24 protein-coding genes and 1 other annotated feature are annotated in these 26,027 nt (G+C 48.2%); of the genes, 3 read left to right on the top strand and 21 right to left on the bottom strand.

Going from position 1 to position 26,027, the window contains the following annotated elements; genetic code table 11:
• Positions 1 to 35 precede the first annotated feature (35 nt).
• Positions 36 to 1,325, bottom strand: coding sequence for a stage II sporulation protein P (locus tag MH144_RS11115; RefSeq protein WP_239299787.1), 1,290 nt, complete (start codon positions 1,323 to 1,325; stop codon positions 36 to 38).
• 140 nt (positions 1,326 to 1,465) lie between these two features.
• Positions 1,466 to 2,467, bottom strand: a complete 1,002-nt coding sequence (gene gpr, locus MH144_RS11110; RefSeq protein WP_239299784.1) for a GPR endopeptidase — start codon at positions 2,465 to 2,467, stop codon at positions 1,466 to 1,468.
• A 173-nt stretch (positions 2,468 to 2,640) separates the two neighbouring features.
• Between gpr and rpsT the strand changes: the two genes are divergently transcribed.
• On the top strand, positions 2,641 to 2,913 hold the full coding sequence (gene rpsT, locus MH144_RS11105; protein WP_024628504.1) for a 30S ribosomal protein S20: 273 nt from the start codon (positions 2,641 to 2,643) through the stop codon (positions 2,911 to 2,913).
• A gap of 169 nt (positions 2,914 to 3,082) precedes the next feature.
• On the opposite strand, the gene holA is transcribed toward rpsT, so the two are convergent.
• The 3 genes from holA to MH144_RS11090 form a co-directional block, all read right to left on the bottom strand.
• Complete coding sequence (gene holA / locus MH144_RS11100; RefSeq protein ID WP_239299782.1) at positions 3,083 to 4,099, bottom strand: DNA polymerase III subunit delta; 1,017 nt, start codon at positions 4,097 to 4,099, stop codon at positions 3,083 to 3,085.
• Between the two features lie 259 nt (positions 4,100 to 4,358).
• Positions 4,359 to 5,636: an anti-sigma factor gene (locus tag MH144_RS11095; protein ID WP_239299780.1), complete on the bottom strand. Its 1,278-nt coding sequence runs from the start codon at positions 5,634 to 5,636 to the stop codon at positions 4,359 to 4,361.
• Positions 5,633 to 6,181 (bottom strand): RNA polymerase sigma factor, encoded by a 549-nt coding sequence (locus MH144_RS11090; protein ID WP_095289827.1) that lies wholly within the window; start codon positions 6,179 to 6,181, stop codon positions 5,633 to 5,635. The genes MH144_RS11095 and MH144_RS11090 overlap by 4 nt, the downstream gene beginning before the upstream one ends.
• A gap of 440 nt (positions 6,182 to 6,621) precedes the next feature.
• Between MH144_RS11090 and MH144_RS11085 the strand changes: the two genes are divergently transcribed.
• Positions 6,622 to 6,924 carry a hypothetical protein gene (locus MH144_RS11085; RefSeq protein ID WP_153979478.1) on the top strand — a complete coding sequence of 101 codons (303 nt, stop codon included), beginning with the start codon at positions 6,622 to 6,624 and terminating at the stop codon, positions 6,922 to 6,924.
• Between the two features lie 87 nt (positions 6,925 to 7,011).
• Here the strand turns inward: MH144_RS11085 and MH144_RS11080 are convergent, their stop codons facing one another.
• The 3 genes from MH144_RS11080 to MH144_RS11070 all read right to left on the bottom strand — a co-directional run bounded on the left by MH144_RS11080 (position 7,012) and on the right by MH144_RS11070 (position 11,210).
• Positions 7,012 to 9,831, bottom strand: coding sequence for a ComEC/Rec2 family competence protein (locus MH144_RS11080; protein ID WP_239299779.1), 2,820 nt, complete (start codon positions 9,829 to 9,831; stop codon positions 7,012 to 7,014).
• Between the two features lie 156 nt (positions 9,832 to 9,987).
• Positions 9,988 to 10,509, bottom strand: a complete 522-nt coding sequence (locus MH144_RS11075) for a deoxycytidylate deaminase (protein ID WP_095289821.1) — start codon at positions 10,507 to 10,509, stop codon at positions 9,988 to 9,990.
• 110 nt (positions 10,510 to 10,619) lie between these two features.
• Positions 10,620 to 11,210, bottom strand: a complete 591-nt coding sequence (locus MH144_RS11070) for a ComEA family DNA-binding protein (protein WP_239299777.1) — start codon at positions 11,208 to 11,210, stop codon at positions 10,620 to 10,622.
• A gap of 187 nt (positions 11,211 to 11,397) precedes the next feature.
• On the opposite strand from MH144_RS11070, the gene comER reads away from it, so the two are divergent.
• On the top strand, positions 11,398 to 12,243 hold the full coding sequence (gene comER, locus MH144_RS11065; RefSeq protein ID WP_239299775.1) for a late competence protein ComER: 846 nt from the start codon (positions 11,398 to 11,400) through the stop codon (positions 12,241 to 12,243).
• On the opposite strand, the gene leuS is transcribed toward comER, so the two are convergent.
• The 13 genes from leuS to MH144_RS11000 form a co-directional block, all read right to left on the bottom strand.
• Complete coding sequence (gene leuS / locus MH144_RS11060; protein ID WP_239299773.1) at positions 12,224 to 14,668, bottom strand: leucine--tRNA ligase; 2,445 nt, start codon at positions 14,666 to 14,668, stop codon at positions 12,224 to 12,226. The genes comER and leuS overlap by 20 nt on opposite strands.
• Positions 14,669 to 14,739: 71 nt before the next feature.
• Positions 14,740 to 15,003: a binding site (T-box leader), on the bottom strand.
• 95 nt (positions 15,004 to 15,098) lie between these two features.
• The gene (locus MH144_RS11055) at positions 15,099 to 16,055 is read right to left on the bottom strand and encodes a phosphotransferase family protein (RefSeq protein ID WP_239299772.1); all 957 of its coding nucleotides are present in this window, start codon (positions 16,053 to 16,055) and stop codon (positions 15,099 to 15,101) included.
• Between the two features lie 169 nt (positions 16,056 to 16,224).
• Positions 16,225 to 16,995: a class I SAM-dependent DNA methyltransferase gene (locus MH144_RS11050; RefSeq protein ID WP_239300598.1), complete on the bottom strand. Its 771-nt coding sequence runs from the start codon at positions 16,993 to 16,995 to the stop codon at positions 16,225 to 16,227.
• A gap of 112 nt (positions 16,996 to 17,107) precedes the next feature.
• Positions 17,108 to 18,013, bottom strand: coding sequence for a CvfB family protein (locus MH144_RS11045; protein WP_239299771.1), 906 nt, complete (start codon positions 18,011 to 18,013; stop codon positions 17,108 to 17,110).
• Positions 18,010 to 18,357: a ribosome silencing factor gene (gene rsfS, locus MH144_RS11040; protein WP_095289811.1), complete on the bottom strand. Its 348-nt coding sequence runs from the start codon at positions 18,355 to 18,357 to the stop codon at positions 18,010 to 18,012. Before rsfS ends, MH144_RS11045 begins: the two co-directional genes overlap by 4 nt.
• A gap of 17 nt (positions 18,358 to 18,374) precedes the next feature.
• A complete protein-coding gene (yqeK, locus tag MH144_RS11035) occupies positions 18,375 to 18,941 on the bottom strand; it encodes a bis(5'-nucleosyl)-tetraphosphatase (symmetrical) YqeK (RefSeq protein WP_239299769.1) in 567 nt (188 codons plus the stop codon).
• Complete coding sequence (locus tag MH144_RS11030) at positions 18,925 to 19,515, bottom strand: nicotinate-nucleotide adenylyltransferase (RefSeq protein ID WP_239299767.1); 591 nt, start codon at positions 19,513 to 19,515, stop codon at positions 18,925 to 18,927. Before MH144_RS11030 ends, yqeK begins: the two co-directional genes overlap by 17 nt.
• Before the next feature lie 13 nt (positions 19,516 to 19,528).
• Entirely contained in the window at positions 19,529 to 19,819 is a 291-nt protein-coding gene (gene yhbY, locus MH144_RS11025; RefSeq protein ID WP_095289806.1) for a ribosome assembly RNA-binding protein YhbY, read from the bottom strand.
• 84 nt (positions 19,820 to 19,903) lie between these two features.
• On the bottom strand, positions 19,904 to 20,773 hold the full coding sequence (gene aroE, locus MH144_RS11020; protein WP_239299765.1) for a shikimate dehydrogenase: 870 nt from the start codon (positions 20,771 to 20,773) through the stop codon (positions 19,904 to 19,906).
• A 41-nt stretch (positions 20,774 to 20,814) separates the two neighbouring features.
• On the bottom strand, positions 20,815 to 21,942 hold the full coding sequence (yqeH, locus tag MH144_RS11015) for a ribosome biogenesis GTPase YqeH (RefSeq protein ID WP_239299763.1): 1,128 nt from the start codon (positions 21,940 to 21,942) through the stop codon (positions 20,815 to 20,817).
• Entirely contained in the window at positions 21,939 to 22,466 is a 528-nt protein-coding gene (locus MH144_RS11010; RefSeq protein ID WP_095359536.1) for a YqeG family HAD IIIA-type phosphatase, read from the bottom strand. Before MH144_RS11010 ends, yqeH begins: the two co-directional genes overlap by 4 nt.
• Positions 22,467 to 22,575: 109 nt before the next feature.
• Positions 22,576 to 24,789 (bottom strand): transglutaminase TgpA family protein, encoded by a 2,214-nt coding sequence (locus tag MH144_RS11005; RefSeq protein ID WP_239299761.1) that lies wholly within the window; start codon positions 24,787 to 24,789, stop codon positions 22,576 to 22,578.
• Positions 24,786 to 26,021 carry a DUF58 domain-containing protein gene (locus tag MH144_RS11000; protein ID WP_481857349.1) on the bottom strand — a complete coding sequence of 412 codons (1,236 nt, stop codon included), beginning with the start codon at positions 26,019 to 26,021 and terminating at the stop codon, positions 24,786 to 24,788. The genes MH144_RS11005 and MH144_RS11000 overlap by 4 nt, the downstream gene beginning before the upstream one ends.
• Between the last annotated feature and the right edge of the window lie 6 nt (positions 26,022 to 26,027).

The raw sequence follows: 26,027 nt of genomic DNA, 5'->3' as shown, positions 1-26,027 counted from the left end.
TGCTTCCCCTCCTATCAGGTTACATTCTGAAATAATCAACTGCCCTGTGACTTGGTCCCCGTACTGGCTTTATCCACGTTCTGATCTTCCCAATATACTTCGGCAATCATGTCTGCAAGGACTTGTGAAGTTCGCTTGAGCTCAGCGCCTGTATTGTCGATCCCTCCGATTTCAATCAGAATGCTGTTGGGTGAGAGGGTTTGATTGTACTCGCCATTATTTGCTCCTCCGCCATCCTTGCCCCAGACTCCTCTGGAGACACCTGGATATTTTGCTTCGAGTTTCTTGTGTATCTTTGCAGCGAAGGCTTCATTTTGTTGCCAGTTCGGATTCTCATGCCCGATGATGAAATATACTTTGGCATATCCCTTGCCATCAATGGTTGTGGTTGTTTTGTTATGACGCTGGGAATCCCGGTGAATATCAATGAGATAGGTTAAATCATCATTTTCGGCGAGGGCAGCCTTTACAGTCTGGCGCGAATATTTATAGGAATAGTTCCAGTTATAGTCCTTCACTTTGGTCGGGTAATCGTCCGTTGCATGCTCCACTCCCACACCAAGCTTTTGCAAACTGTTGGAAAGGTACGTCCCTACTTGAAAAACGTTGCCTGTTGCTTTTCCGGAGGAAGGGTTATCACTCTTGGTGCCAAGCAGCGGATTGTATCCTTCACGGGGATGGGAATGATAGATCAGCACGGCTTTTTTACCCGTTGTAGCTTCACCTGCCTGACCACCGCTCTTCGGAGGAGGATCTTCTTTTACTTCTCCACCCTCAGGCTCGTCCGTTTCGGAATTATCCGGGTCATCCTGACCTGGGGGAATATGCAGTTCGCCATCTGTTTTGCCTCCTCCAGCAGATGCGGTATCCGTCAGCCCTGGTCCTGGTTGATAATCTTCAGGCGCTTCGGCCTTCTCGTTTCCTGAACCTGGCCGGAGCAATACCGGTTGATTGCTGCCCATGCCAGGCATTTCTCTTGCAATTAGGCTTTTGGGGTCCTGTGGATTAACATTCGTAAGAAGTTGAAATACAAATGTAGTCAGGTTTTCGCCGGAGAATGCCGAAGTTTGCTCCTTTTGGGTCAAGTGGGGCATCTCCATGCCGAGCATATCCACAAAAAAGCGGCTGGATACAGCACTCGCAAAACCTTTCATGGAAGAAACCGGCGAGTTGTTCAACCTTTTCTCTGCCATGCCCCCCAGACCAAGTACGACAAAAAACAACGCGGATATAATCATAAGCAGCAGCAACGTACGGCCCATGGCCAGCACGTGCAGACATCTTTTTTTCCACTTTCCGATATTCCAGGCCAATATTTTGTTCATTCTTCTGTCTCCTTCCCTGCTGGACAACTCTTATACTTCAACTCTATGAGCCTGCAAGATTTGATAGAACAGAAAGTAGAAGAAAGACAAAAAAAGAAAGTCCGATAGATTCGGACTTTCTGCCTGTGATGGTTTACTGTTTAATGAGTATACGCCGCAACGTTATCCGGATTCACCGCATCATGCAGGGCAGCATTCAAGCCTGTCGCAATAACGTTGGCAATTCCCTCGATGAATTCATCAATTTCCTTAGGAGTAACGATCAAATCGTGACCGAGTGGCTCCAACACCTCTTTCACCAAACTTAAACGATCCTGCTCACCGATATCGTCCAGCATGCCCATAATCTGCTTCGTTTGATCCGTCTCCTGACGGAAGTGTGCACTCATCATTTCAATGACATTATTTACTATAGTAGAAGCGTAGCACACTGTTGGCACACCGATGGCAATACATGGTACGCCCATAATTTCTTTGGTAAGTCCGCGCCGTTTGTTGCCGATACCTGAACCAGGATGAATCCCGATGTCAGCCACTTGAATGGTGGTGTTGACACGTTCAAGTGAACGAGAAGCCAGTGCATCAATGGCAATAATGGCATCCGGTTTGGTCCGATCTACGATTCCCTGCACGATGTCGCTCGACTCAATCCCTGTAGTACCAAGCACACCAGGGGCGATGGCACTGACTTCACGATATCCTGGAGCTACCTGATCCGGTACCAATTCAAAGTACTGACGGGTTACCATCAAGTTCTCGACCACTAATGGACCAAGCGAATCAGGAGTTACGTGCAAATTACCAAGACCTACAATAAGCACTTTGGATGTCTTGTTAACTCCCGCCTTGGTCAGAAAATCCTCCATCTCCCGCGTGAATTCCGCTGCGACACGTTCCTGAAGTTCGGTGTCCCCATTACGTAGTGACGGAACTTCCAGCGTGACGTAATGTCCTTTGACACGTCCGATGGTCTTTGCAGCAGCCTCGTTCAGCACATCAATCCGTGTGATGGTTATGCCGTCTTTTTCTTCCACGTCTTCCCGCAGCCCGGGAATCGTTTGTTTCTGTGAACCCTGAGCCATCTCCTTCGAGTCGATTGCCAAGTCAGTGCGAACGGTATAGTTCTGTAAATCAAGCGTCATCTGTTCCTGCCTCCCTTACCGCATTTGAGCATATTGTGTGGGGAAAAGGGGTTCTTTATGCAATGCCGAGAACACTATAGAATATTTGTTGCATTTTGCATGCTAGCGTGCTAGAATATTTTAAGTTGTGAAACGTTTGTATTCATGCGAATGCCTTACAGGAGGTGAATGTAATGCCAAACATCAAATCCGCTGTTAAACGCGTAAAAACGAGCGACAAGCGCCGCGCACTCAACGCTTCCCAGAAATCCGCACTCCGTACAGCTGTTAAAGCTGCTGATGCTGCTCTGGTAAGCAACGAAGTTGATACTGCAAAAGCTGCGATTCAAGCTGCTTCCAAAAAGCTGGACAAGGCTGTAACTAAAGGTCTGGTTCATAAAAATGCTGCAGCTCGCAAAAAGTCTCGCTTGGCGAAAAAACTGAACGCTCTTTCCGCACAAGCGTAAGAAGCGTTACTTATACGATCCAATGGAAAAATCCTGAACAGCACCGTGCTTTCAGGATTTTTTAGTATCTGGTCTAATAAGTATCCAAATAAAAGAACCCGTAACCGGTGTCTGACGACCGGATACGGGTTCTTTTATTGCGAATCGATTCTATCTTACGGCGCTGCCTTTATGCTCCAAGTCTAAGCAAGAACAACTCCAAACCAAGCACTTTATCGACTGCACCTGTCTTCATCTGGTAATCCAGCTCGCTAAGATGACTCAGAATGTTTCTCAGCCGTTCGGGCTGAAATTTGCGAGCCTGCTCTCCTGCAATTTTAACAGCGTACGGATGCAAACCAAGCTGGCTGGCAATTTGCTGCTGCGAATAACTTTGCTGCCCAAGCTCTTTCACTTGTATCATGATTCGGAACTGACGAGCGATCAGTGCTGCAATTTTAATGGGCTCTTCACGCTGTTTCAGCAGTTCATAGAATAGTCCCAGCGCTTTCTCCAGACGCAGGTTGGCTAATTCCTCCACCAAGGCAAATACATTCTGCTCGGTACTGCGCGCAACCAATGACTCAATGTCGGCACGGCGGATGGTTCCTCCGTTACCCGCATACAGGCACAGCTTGTCTACTTCAGCAGACAGTGTCTGCAAACCTGTCCCCGCAAAACTCACAAGCGTATCAGCAGCCCCAGCTTCAAACGACACATCGCGCTGCTTCGCAAGCTTCACGATCCAATTCAACAATTCTTCTCCGCTCAGTGGAGCGAAGGCCAGAACAACGGCCTGTTTCTTGACTGCCTTCACCAACTTCTTACGCTCATCCAGCTTGTCTCCCTGCGCGAGGAAAACAATGGTACTGTAGTCAGCCGGATTATCCATATAGGTAAGCAGACGATCCACCTGGTGATCAATCTTGGATTCTTTACCTGCCGTAAACAAGCTCGCATCTCTTACAATAATTAATTTCCGAGGAACCAAAAAGGGAACCGTCTCCGCTTCCTCAATAACTACCTCTACAGGTGTTTCGGACAGATCATACGGAATAATCGCAAAATCCCGATGCTCTTCCTCGATTACCTGTTCTTTTAACATATCCGTAAATTGCTGTATCTGGTATTTCTCCGTTCCGTACAGCACATATATCGGAGCCGTCTCCCCATTTCGTATCGCCTTTGTTGCACTTTTCACATCCATCACGGTGCCCCCTATCCCTACTATCCTACCAGAAAACAGGACAGACAACAAAGGGACCTTCATCCTTTATAACGAATGAAGGCCCCCTGGTCCTACATCTATATAAACGAGGACACCAGCGATTCTAGAAATAGCTGGGCCCCGGTCATACGACGTCAGTTGTTTCAACTGAGATAGGACGTTATTGATACGTTCAGTATATTCTTGCCAAGCTTGAAATGTTCTGCTGATTCGAGAGAGTAGGCTCACATTCTCCGAATTATTTTGCAGACGTTTCACCCGAAGCTGAAGGTACAGTAAATGAATTCTTTACCGTAGTTCCATCCTTGTCTGTCTCGTAGTTAAACGAGGTACTGTCGCTGGACCAGCCGGCTGTCTTCAATGTACCTTCCAGATTGCGCTGTTCCACCAGATTAAGAATGTCTGAATCCGCAGCTGATTTGGAATACACACTTAATTGGTTGTCGATCAGCATCACCACATAAGATCCATCAGGTGAACTCCATTCCTTCGACGTCATGGTAGAGGTTATCCCTTGATCCGGTGCAACAAATTCTTTGCTGCCACTCGTTGCCGCAGTTCCCGAATCGGTACCAGAAGACTGATTGTCTTCAGTCGATTCCTTCGTATCTACCTCAGGGGCGATCCCCTGTGTGTTGTATGATTCAGGATTTCTACCGTCACTTGTTTCTGTTGTTTCTTTTTCATCTGCACCTGCAGGCGGCACCATAGCTGTACTTGAATCCTGATTTTTGGGCTGCGTATCCTGTCCTTGATCCTGACTCTTCTGACTATTGGAAGCATCGGGAGTGGAGGGCGTATTTCGCGCTTCGGTACTATTATCCGTTTCAGACGTTGTGCCTGACTGGTTTGACGTTTGGTTATCTGTCATCTTAGGTTCCTGTACGTTATCTGATTCATTTTCATCAGGAACAATCTCTGGATCCATCTTTTCTGCCATGGAAGACTTATTCTCAGTATCATCCACGAATGGACCGTTATTGCTATCAGGCGGTAAGGATTCGTCGTTCTCCAGCTCCCGACTTAGCGGATTTTGTTCAACCGCACCAGTTTCCTGAGTGCTGCCCGAACTCAACATCATAGACTCGGCATTCTCCACCTTTTCAGGTTCATAGCCCCAAATCGCCACGCCCAGCACCACAGCCGCAGCTGCAGCACCCATTGACATCCGGCCGACCATGGAGTTTAGCCACTTCTGCTTCGGTTTGCGCTCACTTGAACGTTGTAAATTCTCGAATGCAGCAGGGACAGGAGTCATTTCCTGTATTGTACTGCTTTGTTCCCTACGCGCTTCATCAATTGCATCCAATTGAGGCATAATAGCATCAACCAAACTGAATTTTGGGGTCACTTGCGGCAAATCTTCCAATTCTCTGGAAAGAGCTCTAAGCAAACTAAAATTCTCGGCGCACTCCGGGCATTGGGCCACGTGCTGTAGCATCTGCGCAGTTTCCGCGTCGCCCAGATCATGATCCAGATACCGGTGCATCCATTCCACCACCTCTTCGCATTTCATCCTGTCACACCACCTTTCTGATACTCCTGAAGTAGATTTTGCAATTGCTGTCTGGCTCTGAATAAATACGATTTGACTGTATTCAGCGGAAGATCAAGACAATCCGCAATTTCGTTATACGATAAATCCTGCAAATATCTTAGTACGATTACCGTTCGATGATGTTCTGGAAGCTTGTTGATCGCATCCTGAATATCTTTGGCAACATACGTGGACATGACTTCAAACTCCACATCCTGATTATCCTGAAATACCATCTCATGCTCGTCAATGGAGACCGAGGGCTTGGTTCTTCTGAATTTATCAATACAGATATTCGTTACGATGCGCTGCACCCATGTTTTGAATTGGGCTTTTTCTTCATAGGAATTAATTTTGGTATAGATTCGGATCAATGCTTCCTGAGCAGCGTCCAAAGCATCCTGTTCATTATTTAAAATGTAATATGCGGTTCGGTATACATGCTGTTCTATGTCCCGCAATAGGGTAATTAGAGCGTCGCGATCGCCCGATTGAGCGGCTCTGATGAGTTCCGGCTCTACCACAAAGGATCCCCCTCTCCCTGCAACCTTACAGACGTGTTCATCAATAAAATTGTTGCAAAGTTAAGTATTTTTTTAGACAGAAAAGGTAAAACAATGGAACATTCACACTTGTTATCGCTTACTAAGCTCAGCATGTCCCTAGAATACGGTACTAGATGTGAATATTACCACAACAAAATAACGGCTTATGTATGAAGGGCCGCTGAAACTTATCTTAGAATAACAGAAATTGCATACTGAGTCACCACGCCGCTTCAACCAGCCATTCCATTACTTACACGACTCAATTCAATTGCAATGGCATACATTATAGATAAGCGCGTGAAAGTTTTCAAAAATAAAAAAAGTCGAAATTTGTCCAAATTTAAGCTCTTTTTAATGCAATTTTCATGAAAATAGTGTATTGTAAATTTACATTCATAATACGAGGTGATGAGCGCATGCCAGCTCTTGCGAAAATTCAATTATTAAAAGAACAAATGCCGAAGGAATATCAAAGCATTTCTCATTTTGTAGAACATGCACTGCAATCCATTGATACTTTGGTTGAGGAACACCGGAAATACACCGCTGCACAGGCGTTATACGGCGATAAAATCGTCGGATCGGAAGAACGTCTGTACAGAGAAACTGTACTTGATGTCAGAGAGCAGCTTCTCCTCACATTGGAAAAAACAGTGGAAGACCTTTTGCACAAAGGTGACAAACATTGGAACAAACATTTTAAGGACGGCGTTGAATAATTATTTTTCATTAATAAATGGCCCGTTTCGGCTATACTCCATCTGGGAGACTAGCCGAAACGGGCTTTTTGCATTAATAAATACTAATCAGTTTAACTCATCCATAATCAATTTTTGACGTACCTCAATCTTGCCGTCCTTTATTCTCATCTGGATTTCGCCCATCTGATCTGTTCGGTAAATCTGCGAACCTACAGCTTGCAGGCGTTCGAGTACACCGGGGTTGGGATGCCCATATGTATTGTTGGCTCCTGCCGAAATGACCGCTGATTGGGCATTCCAATACTCCAGCCACGCTTCGGTCGACGAAGTTTTGCTGCCGTGGTGCGCCACCTTCAGTACATCGACCGCCGCTCGGGTGGAGGAAGGCAAAGAAAACGAATTACTCTCTTGTTTGAATGAAGCTGCAAGAGATCCGTCTTGAATTATATATAATAGATTCTGTTCTGCCGCCGCATCCATGTCTCCTGTGAACAACAGGGAAGCCCCTGCCATCTCCAGTAAAAATACAACCGAATCATGATTCTGGTGTTCAGACACAGGCAGCCTGTCTCCTTCATTTACTGAATGATCCAGATCCGGTGATATGAAATGAAGCTTGGTCTCTGCATCAGGTGCATATGACATTCCTTGTTGAATGGCATATAACGGTATATGTCGTTCTACGGCTGTATCCAGCAACTTTTCGAAATTGTCTTTGCCACTTGTTGTACCGTTAAACATGAAGCGCTCAACCGGAATCTGCTCAAGCACGGCCTGCAAGCCCCCGGCGTGATCCTGATCGGCATGAGTCAGAATGACCGCATCCAGTCGGTGAATACCACGTTTTTTCAATAAAGGTACAACCACTTTAGCTCCCACTTCGTAAGGATCCCGCCGAATTTTCCAGGATTCCTGGTTGCCAAAATGAACTGTGCCACCGCCATCCACCAAAATATGTTTACCTCCAGGCGTAGTAATCAGTGTGCTATCTCCTTGGCCAATATCCAGAAACTGAACGACTCCAGTGCCGGGAGGCTGTGGAGTCCGGTAAGCCCAGCCCAACCCGGCAACAAGAATCAGAGCCAGCAAACCACACATCCCTTTATGGAACAAACTCATCCGTTCACCACCATAGTAGCCTGCACCTCTTGCCGTAAACGCACTGGTATATTCAGGCCACACAATACTTGCACTCAGTGTCGTCATCGATCCAGATTTATTACCGAGAACCTGGTTACTCCTACGTTGATCTTCCGTCGGTGTATCGATCACACCAGGCTGAACCATTTCAGCCAAACGACGTTCCCCAGAAGCATGACTCAGTGGTACCGTGTCTCCTTCAACGTTCAAGGCATGCTGCATGTCTCCTTTTCCACGATGAAGAAGGTACAAAAGTAGATATAAAACCGCATAATATGCAGCAATCCATAACAGGGAAGGGGTAGCCCAGATGAGTACAAAACCCGGCAGGCTGTTCATCCATTCCACGCTCACAAATGTCAGTTTGTTTAGTAAAATCGCAACCCAGGCAAGAGGTTTGGCCAGAGGCATCCATAGGAATGACAATAGAAGTGCGACCGTACCAAGCGGCAGTACAACAGCGCTAATTAAAGATACAAGCAGAAAATTGGCGACGAAGGAAAGCAGCGAAAACTGGTTGAAATATAAAATAGTCACTGGAAAAGAAATAAGCTGTGCGGTTACCGTCACCGAAGCTGTCGCTGCAATGGCTTTGGGCCATCCGTTGAATAACCGGTTTATAAGAGGCATATAGATCATCAGCCCTGCAGTCACAAGAAAGGAGAGCTGAAAGCTCACGCTGAGCAAGAAGTAGGGATTCCACCACATCATCATCAAGGCAGCTGCGCTGATCATCTGCAGTCCGTCCCTGGCCAAACCTCTTCGGGCCATATACAAACCGATCATGGACATAATCCCTGCACGAATAACTGAAGGCGAACCCCCAGATAACAATACATAGGCAGGAATTAACAACAAGACTATGGTAAGTGATGTTTCCCGGGTTAGCCTCAACCACGACATCAGAAGTAATAGTGACGCCACATACACCGCAACATGCGTACCCGAGATGGCCAGTATATGCGTAAGTCCCAATTGTGAAAACTGACCATACGTATCCGGATCGATGTCGCTTGCCATACCTATAATTAGCCCTTTCATATAACCTGCGTGTGGTTCCGGAAACAGTCTGTCTACCGCAGTGCCCAATTGGTTTCTGACCAAGTCATTCCAGCGAAGTATATTAAACTGCCCAAGCCCTTCAGGAGAAGTGGCTGTTACCGAACTGGCTCCCTTTACTTTGAACAACCAGTGGATGTACTGTGTCTTTAGATAATTCCGATAATCAAAACCGCCAAAATTCCTCGCTTCTCCAGGCAGCGCCAGTGAACCAGTCAACGTGATTGCATCACCTCGTCGCCATGCTGCCGCTACCTGCTGTTCTTGCTCTTCAGCCAATCGTACCTGCACCATCAGACGTTCTTTTTTGGTGGGCAGCTGTATAATCTCTGGATCTGTCCCGGATTGGTCCTCTACCAAAGGTTCTATGGAATCAAGCTGAACCTGAAAGTCTGCCCGGTCACCATCAATCCGGACGTCTGAATCCAATGTTCCATGAAGCGCTGCAGCGTACCCATCCAGCTCTTCAACTGCCATATGAGTAACCTCGGGCAAACTGCTTACATTCCGGGCCTCATTCCACTCCCAGTGCACAGCGCCACCTATTAGCGACGCAATTAACACCAAGATGGACCAGCCACGCATTCCAATCCACCGAAGCAGGAACGGCAAACAGGCAATAGCACCGATCATCCCCCAAAAGAGCGTCCATCCTGTCAACGCACAAGCCAACCCGCTGCCGCATAACCAACAGACGGTGAATACTACCAAAGGTCTGCCCTTCACTAACTTATTCCTCCCTCCACCCTAAATAAATGAACGCAAAGAACCCCCGGCAGCTGAAACAGCTAAACCGGGGGTTCTTCCCCATAAATGCACGAAGCAATATTTTTTTAAAAAGTCCTGCCTATGTTTACGATATTTAGTCACATTAGGTAATCACTAATCACTAATCGTCATCATGGTCTCTCGCGGTGGTTGGTAATTCTCCAACCTGCGAAACGTTATCCCCTTCTGAGCCATCATACGTGTTACTTTGCCTGTATCCTTAGGATACGGGCGGTGAAAAACAATCTCCGTAATGCCGCTGTTCGCCAGCATATTGGAGCAAGTCCAGCAGGGTTCATCCGTCACGTAGACGGAAGACCCTTCACGGTCATTCCGATCGGTGAACAAAAGCAGATTTTGCTCCGCATGTATCGTCCGTATACACCGCTGCTTTTTGATCATTTCTTCCTGACCATCCGTTACCACCAGCTCATACTCTTCAGAAATCATGCATCCCGCTTCGGAGCAGTCGGGAACGCCCATGGGTGCACCGTTATACGCTGTTCCAAGCAATTTTTTACCTTGAACCAGTACGGCTCCCACATGGCGCCGCGAACAGCGGGAACGGGTTGAGACCATATAAGCGATGTCCATGAAATAAGTATCCCAATCTTTGCGTACGTCTGCTGTACTCATGTTCGTTTCCTCTCCCGTTCGTTAATAAGTTACACTTTGTGCAATGCATATTTAATGACTTAACATAAGAAAACTTTGGTTTACTGCTCGTAATCATTTTATTAAAGCAATTATCGGATCTGAACATAGGGGGCCATTTTCTCCAACATTTTCATCCCAATCCCCTTGACCTTTGTCAGATCACTCACTTTGGTAAATGGACCATGGGCATTTCGATAGTCGATGATGGCCTGGGCTTTTTTCTCCCCTATGCCCGGAAGCTCCGTAAGTTTGGAAGCAGGTGCTGTATTGACATCAATTTTGCCATTATCGATATCCTGTGCAGGCTGAGCAGTTTGGTTATTTTCTTGTGCAGCTTCCGCAGCAGGTACCGTATCAGTTGCAGTTGATGAAGGTACCTCTGATTGGTTTGATGCGCTATTTGAATCGGCCTCTTCAACAACGGGTTTTGCCTGTTCAATCTGCCCCGCAACAGCGACATCAGCAGCTTTCTTAGCTTTTTCATCCGCAGTAACGTTTGCTTCGCCTTGACCCAAAACAGCCGACTGCACAGCAGAGGGTTCCTGCTCTTTCGTCGGCGTCTCGGTGCCGAGCTGTATGGGTTCCCAGCCAGAAGGTGGCTGTTCACTTTTGCCCGACCATAATATTAATAGACTTCCTAGTACCGCAGCAGCAATGGCTACTCCCTGTTTCCATTTCATGTCTTCCACACCTCTCCCTGTCTTCAAAATAAATATTCTGAACACGGGCGGTGCTTCCGAACCGTTAAATGTTGCTGATGAAATCAAAGCTTTGCTTTTTTCATGTCATGTCATACAAGTCCTGGTGCATAGACTAGAAGGAACGAACTGCGCCAGTACCGTAAAGCATGAAAGGAGGCCTGAAACAATGAAGGTTGGATTTATCGGAACCGGCAGCATGGGAAGCCTGCTGATCTATGCCATGATTCAATCCGGAGCACTCGAGCCCCGGCAGATCGCCGCAAGCAATCGGACCCCTTCCAAAGTGCGTCAGTTATCCCTCCGTTATCCCGGTCTGCATGAATCACAGAGCAATCGGGAAACGGTCATCCGAAGCAACATCATATTTCTATGCGTGAAACCACTCGAATTCAAGCATGTTATTGACGACATTCTGCCTGTTGTAAATTCCAATCATATCATCGTCTCGATTACAAGTCCCGTGCAGCTGCGCCATCTGGAATCTTCACTTCCTTGCAAAGTCTCCAAGATCATCCCCAGCGTTACACACCAGGTCGGCAGCGGAGCATCCCTGTGCATTCATGGCGAACGCATGACCCCTGAAGACCGATCCGTTCTGGAGGGACTTCTCAGTCACTTCAGCAGACCTTACCAAGTCGATGAAGCCTGCACCCGGATCACATCCGACTTTTCCAGCTGCGGACCTGCATTCATATCCTTCTTCCTGGAACAATGGATCGAGAGTGCCGTCAAACTTACAGGGATCAAACGCGCAGACGCCTGTGCTCTTGCAGGTGAAATGCTCCTCGGAACAGGCAAGCTGCTGACGGAAGGAGGATATACACCCCAAGAACTTCAGGCTCGCGTTGCCGTTCCCGGTGGTATTACCGCCCAGGCACTTGCTTTAATGAAGAACAGCCTGGACGGTGTATTTGACAGCCTTATCCATACAACCCACGACAAGTACGAAGAAGACTTGTTGAAGCTGGATGAAGTATTTAGAGCCGGTGAAATTAACCGGCAACAATATTAACGAGTTTGCCTGGAACGGCAATGACCTTGCGAATGGTCTTGCCTTCCAGAGCCTGTTTGACAGGCGCCAGTTCCATTGTAAAGTCTTGCATGCCCTGTGCATCGAGATCTTTAGCAATCGTTGCACGAGTTACAATTTTGCCGTTGACCTGTACAACAATCTCCACTTCAGCATCTACCGTCATGGATTCATCATACTCCGGCCAAGCTACGTAGGAGATTCCTCCTTCGTGTCCAAGACGGCTCCACAACTCTTCCGCCATGTGCGGTGCCAGTGGGGACAAGAGCTGTACAAAGTTTTCCATCGCTTCACGTGGCAATGTATCGGCTTTGTAAGCATCGTTGATGAAGATCATCAACTGGCTGATCGCTGTGTTGAAACGCAGATGTTCCAGATCATCCGTAACTTTTTTAATCGTTTTGTGAGCTGTGCGTTTGAATTCTTCCGTTCCGCCATCCACAGTAATCTTGTCGTTGATTGCTCCAGTGTCCTCGTTGATGAAGAGACGCCATACGCGTGACAGGAAGCGGTACATGCCCTCTACCCCGTTAGCGTTCCACGGTTTTGTAGCTTCCAGAGGTCCCATAAACATCTCATAGAGACGCAATGTGTCGGCTCCGAATTCATTCACAATTTCATCCGGATTAATGACATTACCACGGGATTTACTCATTTTCTCGTTATTGGTTCCCAGAATCATACCTTGGTTCACCAATTTGTGGAATGGCTCTTTGGTATTAACCACGCCCAGATCATACAATACTTTGTGCCAGAAACGAGCATACAGCAGGTGAAGTACGGCATGCTCGGCTCCCCCAATGTACAGGTCAACCGGCAACCACTGCTGCTGTTTCTCCTGGGAGATCAGCTCTTTGTCGTTGTGTGGATCGATAAAGCGCAGATAATACCAGCAGCTTCCCGCCCACTGTGGCATCGTATTGGTCTCGCGGCGTGCTTTCATTCCCGTTTCTGGGTCCACCGTATTAACCCAATCCGTTACGTTCGCCAGTGGTGACTCCCCAGTACCTGAAGGTTTGATCTGGTCGATATCCGGCAGCAGCAAAGGAAGTTGATCTTCCGGTACAGTCTTCATTGTGCCATCTTCCAGGTGCAAAATTGGAATCGGCTCACCCCAGTAACGCTGACGACTGAACAACCAATCGCGCAAACGATACGTTGTTTTACCTTCTCCCTTACCACTCTCTTCCAACCATGCGATCATTTTTGCAATCGCTTCTTCGTTATTCAGTCCGTTCAGGAAGTCGGAGTTCACATGCGGTCCATCGCCGGCATACGCCTCTTGTGTTACGTCCCCACCCTGGATAACTTCAATGATGTCCAGACCGAACTGTTTCGCAAATTCCCAGTCACGACCATCGTGACCCGGAACCGCCATGACCGCTCCTGTGCCGTATCCCGCGAGCACATAATCCGCAATCCAGATAGGCAGTTTTGCACCATTGACCGGATTAATCGCATAGGCACCAGTGAATACGCCTGTTTTCTCTTTGGCCAGATCCGTACGTTCCAGATCACTCTTGCGAGCAGCCTGCTCCTGGTAAGCCTTAATGGCTTCACGCTGTTCCGCTGTCGTAATTGCATCAACCAATTCATGCTCAGGAGCAAGAACGGCAAAGCTTGCACCGAACAGGGTATCCGCACGTGTTGTAAATACTTTAATAACTTCTTCACTGCCCTCAATGGCAAATACAACCTCTGCACCTGTGGATTTGCCAATCCAGTTACGCTGCATATCCTTGATGCTCTCGGACCAATCCAGCTCTTCCAGATCTTCCAGCAAGCGCTCAGCATATTCTGTGATTTTCAGTACCCATTGACGCATCGGTTTGCGCACAACCGGATGACCACCGCGCTCACTTTTGCCGTCAATAACCTCTTCGTTAGCCAGTACCGTACCCAGCGCTTCACACCAGTTAACCGGCACTTCATCTACATATGCCAGGCCTTTTTTGTACAGCTGGATGAAGATCCATTGTGTCCATTTATAGTATTCAGGGTCTGTTGTGCTAATCTCACGATCCCAGTCGTATGAGAAACCAAGAGACTTGATTTGACGACGGAAATTGTCGATGTTGCGGAATGTAATTTCCCGCGGGTGCTCGCCTGTGTCCAGAGCGTGCTGCTCAGCAGGCAAACCGAAAGCATCCCAGCCCATCGGATGCAGCACATTATAACCACGCATACGTTTGAAACGGGAAACGATGTCCGTTGCCGTATACCCTTCCGGGTGACCTACGTGCAGACCTGAACCGGATGGATAGGGGAACATGTCGAGTGCATAAAACTTCGGTTTACCTGGGTCCTCACCTGTTTTAAACGTTTTGTTCTCATCCCAGTACTGCTGCCAACTTTTCTCCATAACCTGCGGCTGATAGCCGTGCTTCGGCTGGTGATTCTCACTCATCTATTGTTCCTCCTCTTGGTTATTCACATTTATTGCAACAAAAAAACCTCAGCATCCATAGCGTTTGCAGCGCTAGGGACGAGAGGTTGAATTCCCGTGGTACCACCCTAGTTAGCGGACGAACGTGCTTCGTCATCCACTCCCTTTGGACCTGTAACGGCGGTTAACCGATGCGGATTTCCATTCCTGAACGAATGCCAAACATTCAAGCCAGGATGGTGTAATCACCGCATTTCTCCAAGGCGAGTTCGTGAAATACTGTCAATCGGCTTGCACCAACCGCCGACTCTCTGTCATGTACAGGACCCACTACTGTTCCTTATCATCGAAATATGTATACAATATCGGGACCATTATATAAAAAAGCAAGACTAAAGTCAATATTGCGTGGTTTTTTGACTATATATAATGCTGTTCTTCCTCATTCGGCTCAGGACAATCGAAATCGCTCGATTCCTTCTTCCAAGTTATTAAGCGCCCACTGGATGTGTTCCTTGTTATCATATTGACGATATTCGCATTCGATCCACAGGATCAGATCAAAATACAAATCGTACAAGCTTCTTCGTTTTCGTTCACTATCGGTTGTGATGGCCCTGCCATAACCCTTCACAAATCCTTTTGTATAATTAAAATGACTGAAATAGTGCTCCATCAGGGGATCCGCCCAAAGGCAGCGCTCAAAATCAATAATAGCTGTAATCCGTCCCTGTTCGACAAATACATTGCCATCCCACAGATCCCAGTGAATGAGTACCGGTTCGTTGACATCACTCAGCACATCCGACTTCTCGCTAATCAATTGGGCAAGTTCATCATAATCCATAGGAAGTTTTACGCCAGCCTCTTTTCCATCGGCAAGCAAATCATCCATCAGACTCAGAAATGCTTCCTTCCAGGTGTTATACTTTGGTTTCTTGTCTGAAAAATAACCAAACTTTTCACCTTTGATCTCGTTGATCCGGCGATTGAATGCACCAAGCTGCTCTTCAATCTCTTCCTGCTCTGCTGCACTATACTGATCTTTCACCTTGTTATAAGGCGTGCCGCGCATATATTCCATAATAAAGTACTCTGCCGGAGCAAGACTGTATGTTGTATCACACGCCATTACACGAGGGACAGGTACATCTCGAAGCTCTTCCACGAGACGAAGTGCCTGAACTTCTGCCATCAGGAGATCCTGCTCACAGCGCAATGGTTTATCTACCTTGGAAGGAGCGATTTTGAGCACTACCTCTTGCCCGTCACCAAGCGAGATAGAATAAGCATGGTTGGCCCATCCGTCAATCATTTCCCTATATTCCTTGATACCTGTATTAAAATGTTGCTCGGCAATTGCATTCAGTTGTTCTGAAGTCAGCCTCGTTTTATATGTACTTTCCATTCAGCACCACCTTTTTATAAGTACGAACTCTATCCATCAGGATCTGGTAAGCGTTTCCTATTCTCGTCCATTATGGCTCTCTCCACCCTTGCTGACAATGCATTTCATCATAAAAAACAAGAAAAAACCGCCCTCACTGTTACAAGGACGGTTCCCTATTTCTACAATCCTACTTCACCGCGACGTAAAATAGCCGCTGCGCGCCTTCTCCAGCTTCTTTCCATGTGAAATCAGCATATACACGGACATCCCTGAATCCAGCTTTGGTCAACTCCAGCTTCATCCATTCCGGGTCGTATGCACGCTGAACGTGTACCTCTTCAAATCGCTGGTACATGTCCTTGCCGCTATCATCCACCCGGGAGAAGATGCTGAGATGATGCTCAATCTCACACCGTTCACGATCCATGTCGCAGGTCCAGATATAAGATACGGAGCGTTCATCCAGAACAAAAGGCTGCTCTTCTTCATAACGGATCAAGGTGTCAGGATGGTGTACATCAAACAGGAATGTCCCTTCCGGCTTCAGCATCTCGTAGGTACGCTGGAACGTACGAATGACATCTTCCTTTTCTAGCAGATAATTAATGCAGTCACAGAAGGAGATTACCGAATCTACTGGTTCAGGCACTCTCCAATCCCGCATATCCTGCTGAACCCAGCGAACACTGCCTTCCCGGTACAATCGATGACCTTGAGGGGTTCCCTCCATTTTGCTTCGCGCTACAGATAACATATCCGCAGACAGGTCAATACCCGTCACTTCAAACCCCGAGTTGACCAGCGGGATCGTAATTGACCCTGTTCCACATCCAAGTTCGGCTACGCTCTTGGGCATGCCGTGCTGCTCCCAAGCTGTTCTTGCAAACCTTATCCAGTCCGGATAAGGCATATCTTCCATTAATTCATCGTACACATAAGCAAATTTACGGTAAGACATGTCAGGCACCGCACTTTCAATTTCATTTTCCGATTCCAAAAGAAAAAGCAGGGGCGTCCGGAGTTCACCCAGCCTTGCCCTGCCCTTCCTCATTCCAATATGTCGTTAACGATTACTTGTCTTCATTCGATTCCTTGGGAGCCGAGTCCGCCAAGTACGTCCAGTTTTCCTTCTGCGTCACGAGTCCGTCTTTCATCAGCTTGCCCAAAGCACGCTTAAAAGCAGACTTGCTGATTCCAAAGCGCTGCTTGATGATATCCGGCGGAGTGGCATCCGAATAAGGCATACCGCCCATAGGGCGTTCTTTCATAAACGCAAGAAGTTTGTCCGCATCTTCGTTACGGCCTACCTCTTTGCGAGGGGACATGGCCAGGTTAACACGCCCGTCTTCACGAACCAGCGTTACCCGGCACTTCACTTTCTCACCCAGCCGCAGCATTCTGTTGCGCTCAGATGAATGGATCATACCGATAGCACCGAAGCCAAGTACTCCACCTTCTACAAGCACAAAAGTCCCCATCTGCAATGGTTTGTACACCGTTGCTTCCACCCATTCATTCAACCATGATGTTGGAGCGTGGAACGACAGGGGAGCAAGCTCGCGTTCCCCGGCCAATTTGGCACGAAGACGTCCCTGCTTGTCATGTTCCATAATAACAAAAACTTCATCGCCCACGTGTGGACGTAGTTCTTCCAATTCGGGCAATTCACGGATGGGGAGCAGCAACTGCCGTCCAAGTCCCATCTCAAGGAAACAGCCAAGGCGTGGGTGTATATCTGCCACAACCAGTCGTGCCATTTCGCCGAGCGTGAGATGTGGTTTTTTCATCGTTGCTGCCAAACGGTCCTCTGTATCAAAGAACAAAAAGACCTCAAGCGTCTCCCCAATTTTGACATCCCGTGTGAGTTCCGTATAGTGAAGCAGTACATCTTCCGATCCGGTCGTCAAAAAGTATCCAAAGGGCGATACTTCGCGATCAACCGGCAGGGAGATGACCGTGCCTGCAATCAAACTCATACCGTTTCCACCACTTTGGCGTCAGACCATAACCGTTCAATGTTGTAATACTCGCGCTCATCACGATGGAAAATATGCACAACCACGTCGCCCATATCCATCAGCACCCAACGTGCGGAATCCATGCCCTCGATTCCTTTAATGTTAACGCCAGCTGCATGTGCCTGTTTGCGAATTTCTGTTGCAATGGACTGTACCTGTGTATCGGAATTACCGTGACAGATTACGAAATAGTCTGCAACCAGAGAGATGCCTTTCAGATCGAGTGCTACAATGTTCGATGCCTTTTTATCGTCAGCGGCGGTTACCGCCATATTCATAAGTTCTTTCGATGATACTGTCATGAACCAACCTCCATATTTTATAAGTGTGCAATCAGATCATTCCGCGACAACATCGTTAGCGGATAAATGACGCGGCGCTGCGAGATCAGCAAGCTGATCGTGGAATCAAAACCGGCAATCAGTCCCTCTTCCAAGCTGCGCTCTGCCTGCTCACGAATGTGATCTACGCCTGGGAAATCTCTTCCCGGTTCAATATAGTCAGCAAGACATACGACCTTATCGAGCAGACTCATACCTTCACGCCCGGAAGTATGCCAGCGGATTGCGTTAATGATTTCCGGATCATCAATACCATAATCACGCTGTGCCACGAAGGCACCTACTTCAGAGTGCCAGAGCTGCTTGTCATGCTGTAACAGTTCTTCGTTCAATCCGTTTTCACGGATGACCGCTTCCATCTCGGATACAGGCCAGTACTTGGCGACGTCATGCAATATGGCTGCCAGATCGGCTTTGACGGGATCCGCCCCATACTTCTCTGCCAACTGGACGGCCTTTTCCATCACGCCAAGCGTATGCTTCCAGCGCTTCTCCGGCATCTGACCGGAAACGGCCTTAATTAATTCTTCACGGCTTAGTCCCATATAAACCGCTCCTTACAATATATTGATGAACTGCATCAGGGATCATGAACCTTACCGAATGCCCCTTAGCGAGTCTCCTGCGAACAGCTGTGGATGAAATGTCCACCAAGGGCATTTCGGCCAGCAAAACGCTGTCCTGCACTTCTTCCGGCAAGTCATCCAGATGCAGCTGAAACCCTGGCCGACCCACACCGATAAAGGTTAATTTCGCTGCCAGTTCTTCAATCTGTTCCCACTTCGGAAGATAGTTCACCATGTCCGCTCCGATAATGAAATAAAATTCATGCTCCGGATAACGGCGCCAAAGTTCCTTCATCGTATCGATCGTATAGGACACACCACCGAGTTCCATTTCGATGCCCAGTACTTCATACTGTTCTACACCTTTTACCGCAGCCTCAGTCATATCCAGCCGCTGCTGTCCCGAAGCTCCAGCTCCACGTTTATGGGGCGGAACATGGGAAGGCATAAACCAGATCTCATCCAAGGCATGTGAATCTCTTGCAGCTTCGGCTGCGAGCAGATGTCCCATGTGAATCGGATCAAACGTCCCGCCCATGATACCAATCTTCACCCGTGTCACCGTCCTAAGGAAGTTCGATTTGTTTGTTGTCGCGTGATTCCTTATACAGGATGATCGTGCTTCCGATAATCTGCACCAGTTCGCTGCCGGTTTCCCGGGCCACTTCTTCAGCGATTTCGTTTTTGTCATCCAGACAGTTGTTCAATACTTGCACTTTCATCAATTCGCGTTTCTCAATTGCCTCTTCGATATGACGGAACAGATGATCATTGGTGCCCCCTTTACCGATCTGAAATACAGGGGTCAGATGATGTGCTTGTGAGCGCAAAAAGCGCTTTTGTTTACCGTTTAACATAATTACTCCAAAACTCCTTAAGCCCGGCAGGCCACTATAACAGCTTTATCGTCTGTCTGTTGCCTGACCGTTCAATGATATTTTTCACTTATTAAAACTATCCAATACAGCGCGTCTCATTGTCTCAACTGGCGCAGGAATGCCGAGCCAGTGTTCAAATGCGACCGCGCCCTGATACACAAACATGCCTAGGCCGCCGTGCACGATGCATCCACGCAAACGTGCTTCTCGGAGCAGGCGTGTCTCCAGCGGATTATAGATTAAATCACTCACGGCCGCACCTTCCCGAATCAGCTCCGGGTTCACAGGTACATCATCGATATGCGGATGCATGCCTGCCGCCGTAGTGTTGATAACGATATCAGCCGAGGCTAACACAGCTGCAGCTTCTTCCATGCCGCTGCCCGTGATGTCCCCCAATCCGTGCCCTCTCAAATCGGAGGCAAGACTCTCTGCTCTCTCTGCTGTACGGTTCAAGATGCTAATCCGTTCCGGCTTCTCCAGTGCCAGAGCATAGATGACGCCTCTTGCAGCGCCTCCTGCCCCAAGAACTGCAATCTTCTTGCCTAAGAGTTCCGGTACTGCTTCTTCCTTCAACGAACGAACATAACCAATACCATCAGTATTGTACCCCGTCAGTTTACCATTATCGTTGACGATCGTGTTAACAGCACCAATCAGCCGCGCACTTTCATCAATGACATCGAGGTATTTCATTACTTCTTCCTTGTGAGGGATTGTTACATTAACACCCCGATATCCCAAGGCAACAATGCCTTTAACAGCTGCTTCCAGCTGCTCTGGAGGAACATGAAGCGGCATATACAATCCGTTCACACCCGCTGTCGCCAGAGCCGCATTATGCATGGCAGGTGACTTGGAATGTCCAATCGGATCCCCAAAGACTCCAAGCAAAACAGGAAGTGAAGTACAGGTATTCTTTTGTTCTGACATGCGTCCGCCCCCGATCTATTGAGAATCAATTTGCCATATAACTAGATCAAAGATGGACGAACCAGCACTCGAATACCTTTTGGTGCATGTACAGCGACAAGCGCTCCATTGTCACCATTGACCTTGATCCAACCCAGACCAGATATAAACACATCGGACTGGCTACCACGTTTGATACGGAACTCATGCCGTGTCCATTCAGGCATGTCCGCTGCATCCTCACGGCTTGGCGGGGACAGCAGTTCTCCGGCGTGGTCACGATACAGATCGTCTGCACGCTCCAGTTTCGTCCGGTGAATATCGATTGCATTGCTTGTATAACAAGTGAAGGACTGGCGATCACCTTCAATGAAATCAAAACGAGCCATGGCACCAAAGAACAGCGTCTGACCGGCATTCAATTGATACACGGCCGGTTTAAGCTGCTTGTCCGGCATGATGGCTGCCAGATCCTTGCGTGATACAATCTCACTAAAACGCCATGGATACACGATTCCCGGCGTATCAATAATATATTTGCCATCATCGAGTGGAATGTTGACCATATCCAGCGTCGTTCCCGGATAACGGGACGTTGTCAGTTCCTGCTCCAAATCGCTGTAGTCGCGGATCAGACGGTTAATCAACGTCGATTTGCCCACATTGGTACCGCCTACCACGTAAACGTCACGATCCTCGCGATACGTACCAACAAGTTCCAGCAGACGATCGAATCCCTGATTTTGCTTGGCACTGCACAGTACGATATCCACCGTACGCAAACCTTGCTCCTTAGCCTGCTTCTGTACCCAATTACGAACCTTGTTCCAGTTGGTTACTTTGGGAAGCAGGTCCGTTTTGTTAACAGCCAGCAGAACCGGATTGTTGCCTACAAAACGCTGCAAACCGGAAATGATGCTGCCGTCAAAGTCAAACAGATCAACGATATGGATGACAAGTGCATCCTTATCCCCGATTTTGCTGAGAAGAGCCAGGAATTCGTCTTGATCCACCGTGACGGATGATGACTCATTGTAGTTTTTGATCCGGAAACAGCGTTGACATATGACCGGTTCACGATCCAGCGCTTTCTCCGGGATAAATCCCGGTTTGTCCGGATTTTCCGTTTGCAGATGCACTCCGCACCCACTGCATCTTACGGCAGGATTGCCGTTATGCGTTTCTGTCATTTCTTCTTTTCCTCCTCGAGCCATAAGCCTTTCTTGCGCAAACTGGTTAGAGCAATCCGTTCCACGCGACGATTGAAGCGGGTCATGAAACCTTCATCACCAATGGAAATGGGCAGTACCAGAACTGTATAAAGTCCCAGTCGGTTGCCTCCATATACATCCGTAAGCATCTGGTCGCCTACAACAATCGTTTTTTCTGGAGTAAGCTCCATCATTTTCATTGCTCTACGAAACGGTGCATTCGATGGTTTGCGTGCACTATGCACAAACTGGATATCCAGCGGAGTCGCAAACAAAGATACACGGTTCAAATTGTTATTGGACACGATCATCAGCTTAAAACCCGCCTCTTTCACACGCGCAAACCATTCAATCAGTTCCGGCGTGGCATCAGGAGCTTTGGCACCGACAAGCGTATTATCCAGATCAGTTATAATTCCACGGTAGCCTTGAGCGTACAGCTCTTCCAGATTTATGTCAAAAACCGTGTCTACTCGCAGCTTGGGCATTAACATTTTAAACAAAGAAGTCACCTCAGTTTCATACGACACACTATATCACAAATCCGTCTTTCCTGAAAATGCATACAGTGCCTGATGGTATGGGAAAAACGAAAAACGGGACGGGCACCCTCTATGCCCGTTCCGCTTTGAGTTCCTTGCGCAGCTTCGAGGCCGTCTCATAGACTGCCTTCCAATCATCCGAAGTCACGGAAGCCGGGCTGTAACGCGTGCGTTCAAACATCGCCAGCAGTTCTTGCAGTGTTGCTGCCGCAGCCGGTTTGGCCTGACTCCATCGGTTGACAGACTCGCGAAGGGTCTCGTCTCCGCTTCGGGTCAATCCTTTTCGTTTCACATAGCGAATCCAGCGTTCCGTCTCTGCGACAACTTTCTGCTCTGGGGTAAGCGGTCCGCCGGTGCGCAGACGCAGAATCCAGAAACGGAGTGAGAAGCGATTCCGCCAGAACATATAAGCAACCCATAGAGCAAGCACAGCCACCGCTGCCCAGATCACAAACGCGGGAATGCCGGATGCTGCTTGTTCAGGTGCAGGTGCTTGCTCTTCTTCAACAACCTGTTCTTCTTCTGGTTGTTCTTCAGGCTCGTCTACCGGCTGTACATCAGGCTGTTCCGTCAACAGAGGCATATCGAAGCCAGGTGTCGCTTCAACCGGAATCCATCCGTATTCACCAAAGTACACCTCAGCCCAGGAATGAGCATCTGCATTAGTTACGGTATACGTCGTCTCAATTTCAGAACCAGGCTGTCGTGGCGCCTGCATGTCGGAATTAAGAGACATCTGTCCAGGGGCATATCCTTTTACCCAGCGGGCAGGAATACCTTCCGAACGTGCCATCATGACGAGCGCCGTAGAGAAATAATCACAGTACCCCTCACGGATGTCAAACAAAAATCCTTCAACAAAATCATTGCTTACTTTTCGGGATAAATCGGGATTGTTGGTGTAATTAAAGTTTTGTTGTAAGTAGTTTTGCAGTAATGCCACTTTTTCATACGGCGTATTTGCCGCAGCCGTGATTTCGGCCGCAAGCTCTATCACCCGGTCCGGAAAGCGAGAAGGCATTTGCAGGTACATGTCATCTGCGGGATTGCTTCCATATAGATCGTCAAACGTCTTGGTACGGAGCTCATCTTCCACAATGACTGGTGCCTCGGATACAACCGTATACGTTTTCGGGAATTGCGGCTGCTGCCGATCTGTGACAATATGCAGCTCTGCCTGATTCGCATTCCACAGCATCCGGCCTGATTCGTTCTCACCATTGACCGAACTCACTTCGGTTATGGAATACGCACCAAATAGGATTGGATATACACTATCGTTCAGCATGGTTACCTTTTGCGTAACTTGCTTGGTATTTACGTTACCCGCATCCTCATTCTCCAGGGTTTGTCCAATCTCTACATCTTCTGAGGACACCCGTCTGCGGTCATCCCACCCTGTGCCGGTGTACTCTTCCCGGGTTTCACCCCGCCAGTAACTCCGTTCATTGGTCGTTACCGACATGACAGGTGTGTAGTCAAAATTGAATCCACCGCCCAACTGGTTATCTTCACGGCTGTATCCGGACTCTGTAGAACTTGGAATATCCAGCGTTCCGTTGCCGGTCTGGCTGGTAGAGCTTCCGGTATAGTTACGCCATGCCGTATAAGGATCTGTCAGCGTAGGCGGTACTTCAGGCATGTTAACACTCGCTACAATAATCAGAGAAAAGATAATTGCGATGTTGGCCAGTATTTTGTACGGATAACGGATCAGACGTTTCCAGCCCTGTGGATAGTTCAGTTGGAAATTGCGGAAGTGCTGGCAAACGAGCCACCCCATCCCGGCAAACATGACCCAGGCCACTTCAATCCAGAGCGGAATCTGAGTGAAGGAATCCAGGATTCCCATCGAAACGATGTTCACACCCAGAAAAACAAGAATACGGCGTGTTGTCGTCACCAGACGAAGAGCCGCTTCGAGCATGACCCATGCGCATAGGGAGAACCAGATGTACGGGGTCAAATGCATCAGAAATTGCTCCGTGCGATCGCTCAGTGTACCGTAAGGAATGTACACAGAGTAATCAATGAGCGTTTTATGCAAAATATAAATAAGAACAATAGCCTTGATTATGTTACGGTATATCGTTTTGAAAGGTAAAATAATCTCCAGTACACTGACCGCAGCCAGCGTCCATAATACCAATGATGTCGTCTCGGTGTACCAGGATTCCTGTGTAAACGAAATCCACTGCATCCCAATCAGGAAAATCCAGAGCAGGGACGCTGCATGGTACCAGGATCTTTTCCCCATCGACTGTTCTCTACTAATTGTACTCATACAGAACCTCCCCCCATAACCGTTGGAAGCTCCTGCAGATGGGAAACAACAAAGGATCTCGTGCCTCTTCCTCGCAGCATGGCGGCCCATTCGGCACTCTGACGTGACTCCTTGGTGTCAAGGATAATATGGCAAGGAGTCATCCCACGAGTATCAGCCCACCGCAGCAATTCCAGTACTTTTTCATCCTTCTGGGGAGATATGACTACAAAATAAGCACCCTGCGGCAGCTGCCGCGCAAGCTTCTCAATCCCGGGCACCAGCCTTTTATCCTGACCATTGTGCTGAACATCCACCAGATGATGCATCATCTTCTGCCGTTCAAGCAGGCTTTCGCTTGGAGGAAGCAGCTTCGTTTGGTCAGATAGCGTCATCAGCCCCATACCCATCCGTTCTCTCGTACCATACTCCAGTAGCGATGCCGCAGTGGAAACCGCCAGCTCAAATGTTTCTCCCTGCTCGTAACTGCCCGCCAGAGCGTCAAGTACCAAAATGGTTTTGGGCACCGACTCATGTTCAAACTCCTTGGATTTCCATGTTCCTGTCTTGGCCGTAGCATTCCAGTGAATCCGGGACAGCCTATCGCCATACACGTAATCACGAACACCATTGATTTGAGTCGTTTCCCTACGGGAACGCGTCTGCGCGGTCTGCGGTCCAGACAGTCTTGATTTACGATCGTACAGCTGCCAGTACGGTATGAATACGGTGCGAGGCAGCACCCTGAACTCGCCCTTGGCCTTGAATTTACCACGGTGCTCAATCAGGCCAAAGATATCCTCGCTTGCACATTCCGTTTCGGAAAACGCATATTTACCGCGCTCCAGCGGCGGAGTCTGAAAAGACAACTCTCCATTGCCTCGCATGTTCGGAATCAGGCTCTCCCTGAAGGACCAGGATTCCCCGTTATGACGATGCAACATTTCACGGACAACCACGTAAGGCAGTGGCAAAAATCCGGGAATGGTCAGCCTGAGCTTCACCTGGACCTGGTCACCGGCATGCAGCAACTCTTCATGGTCCTGACCTGATGATAGCATTCGTACACCGCGTGCACGTCTTACACCACTGAATCCGGCAATGGCAAGATACAGACAAAGGAGGGTCACCATCGAGAGCAGCATGATGGATGTCTTCCCGCCCTGGAATAACACATACGCCAAGCAACAAATCCACACCGCCGCGATACTCCATACGCGAGGGTGGCGCATTCCTCTTCTGACATTACTCAAAAGCGG

Source organism: Paenibacillus sp. ACRRY, assembly GCF_022346995.1.
Lineage (GTDB): Bacteria > Bacillota > Bacilli > Paenibacillales > Paenibacillaceae > Paenibacillus.
This window is presented reverse-complemented; position numbering and strand designations above follow the sequence as displayed.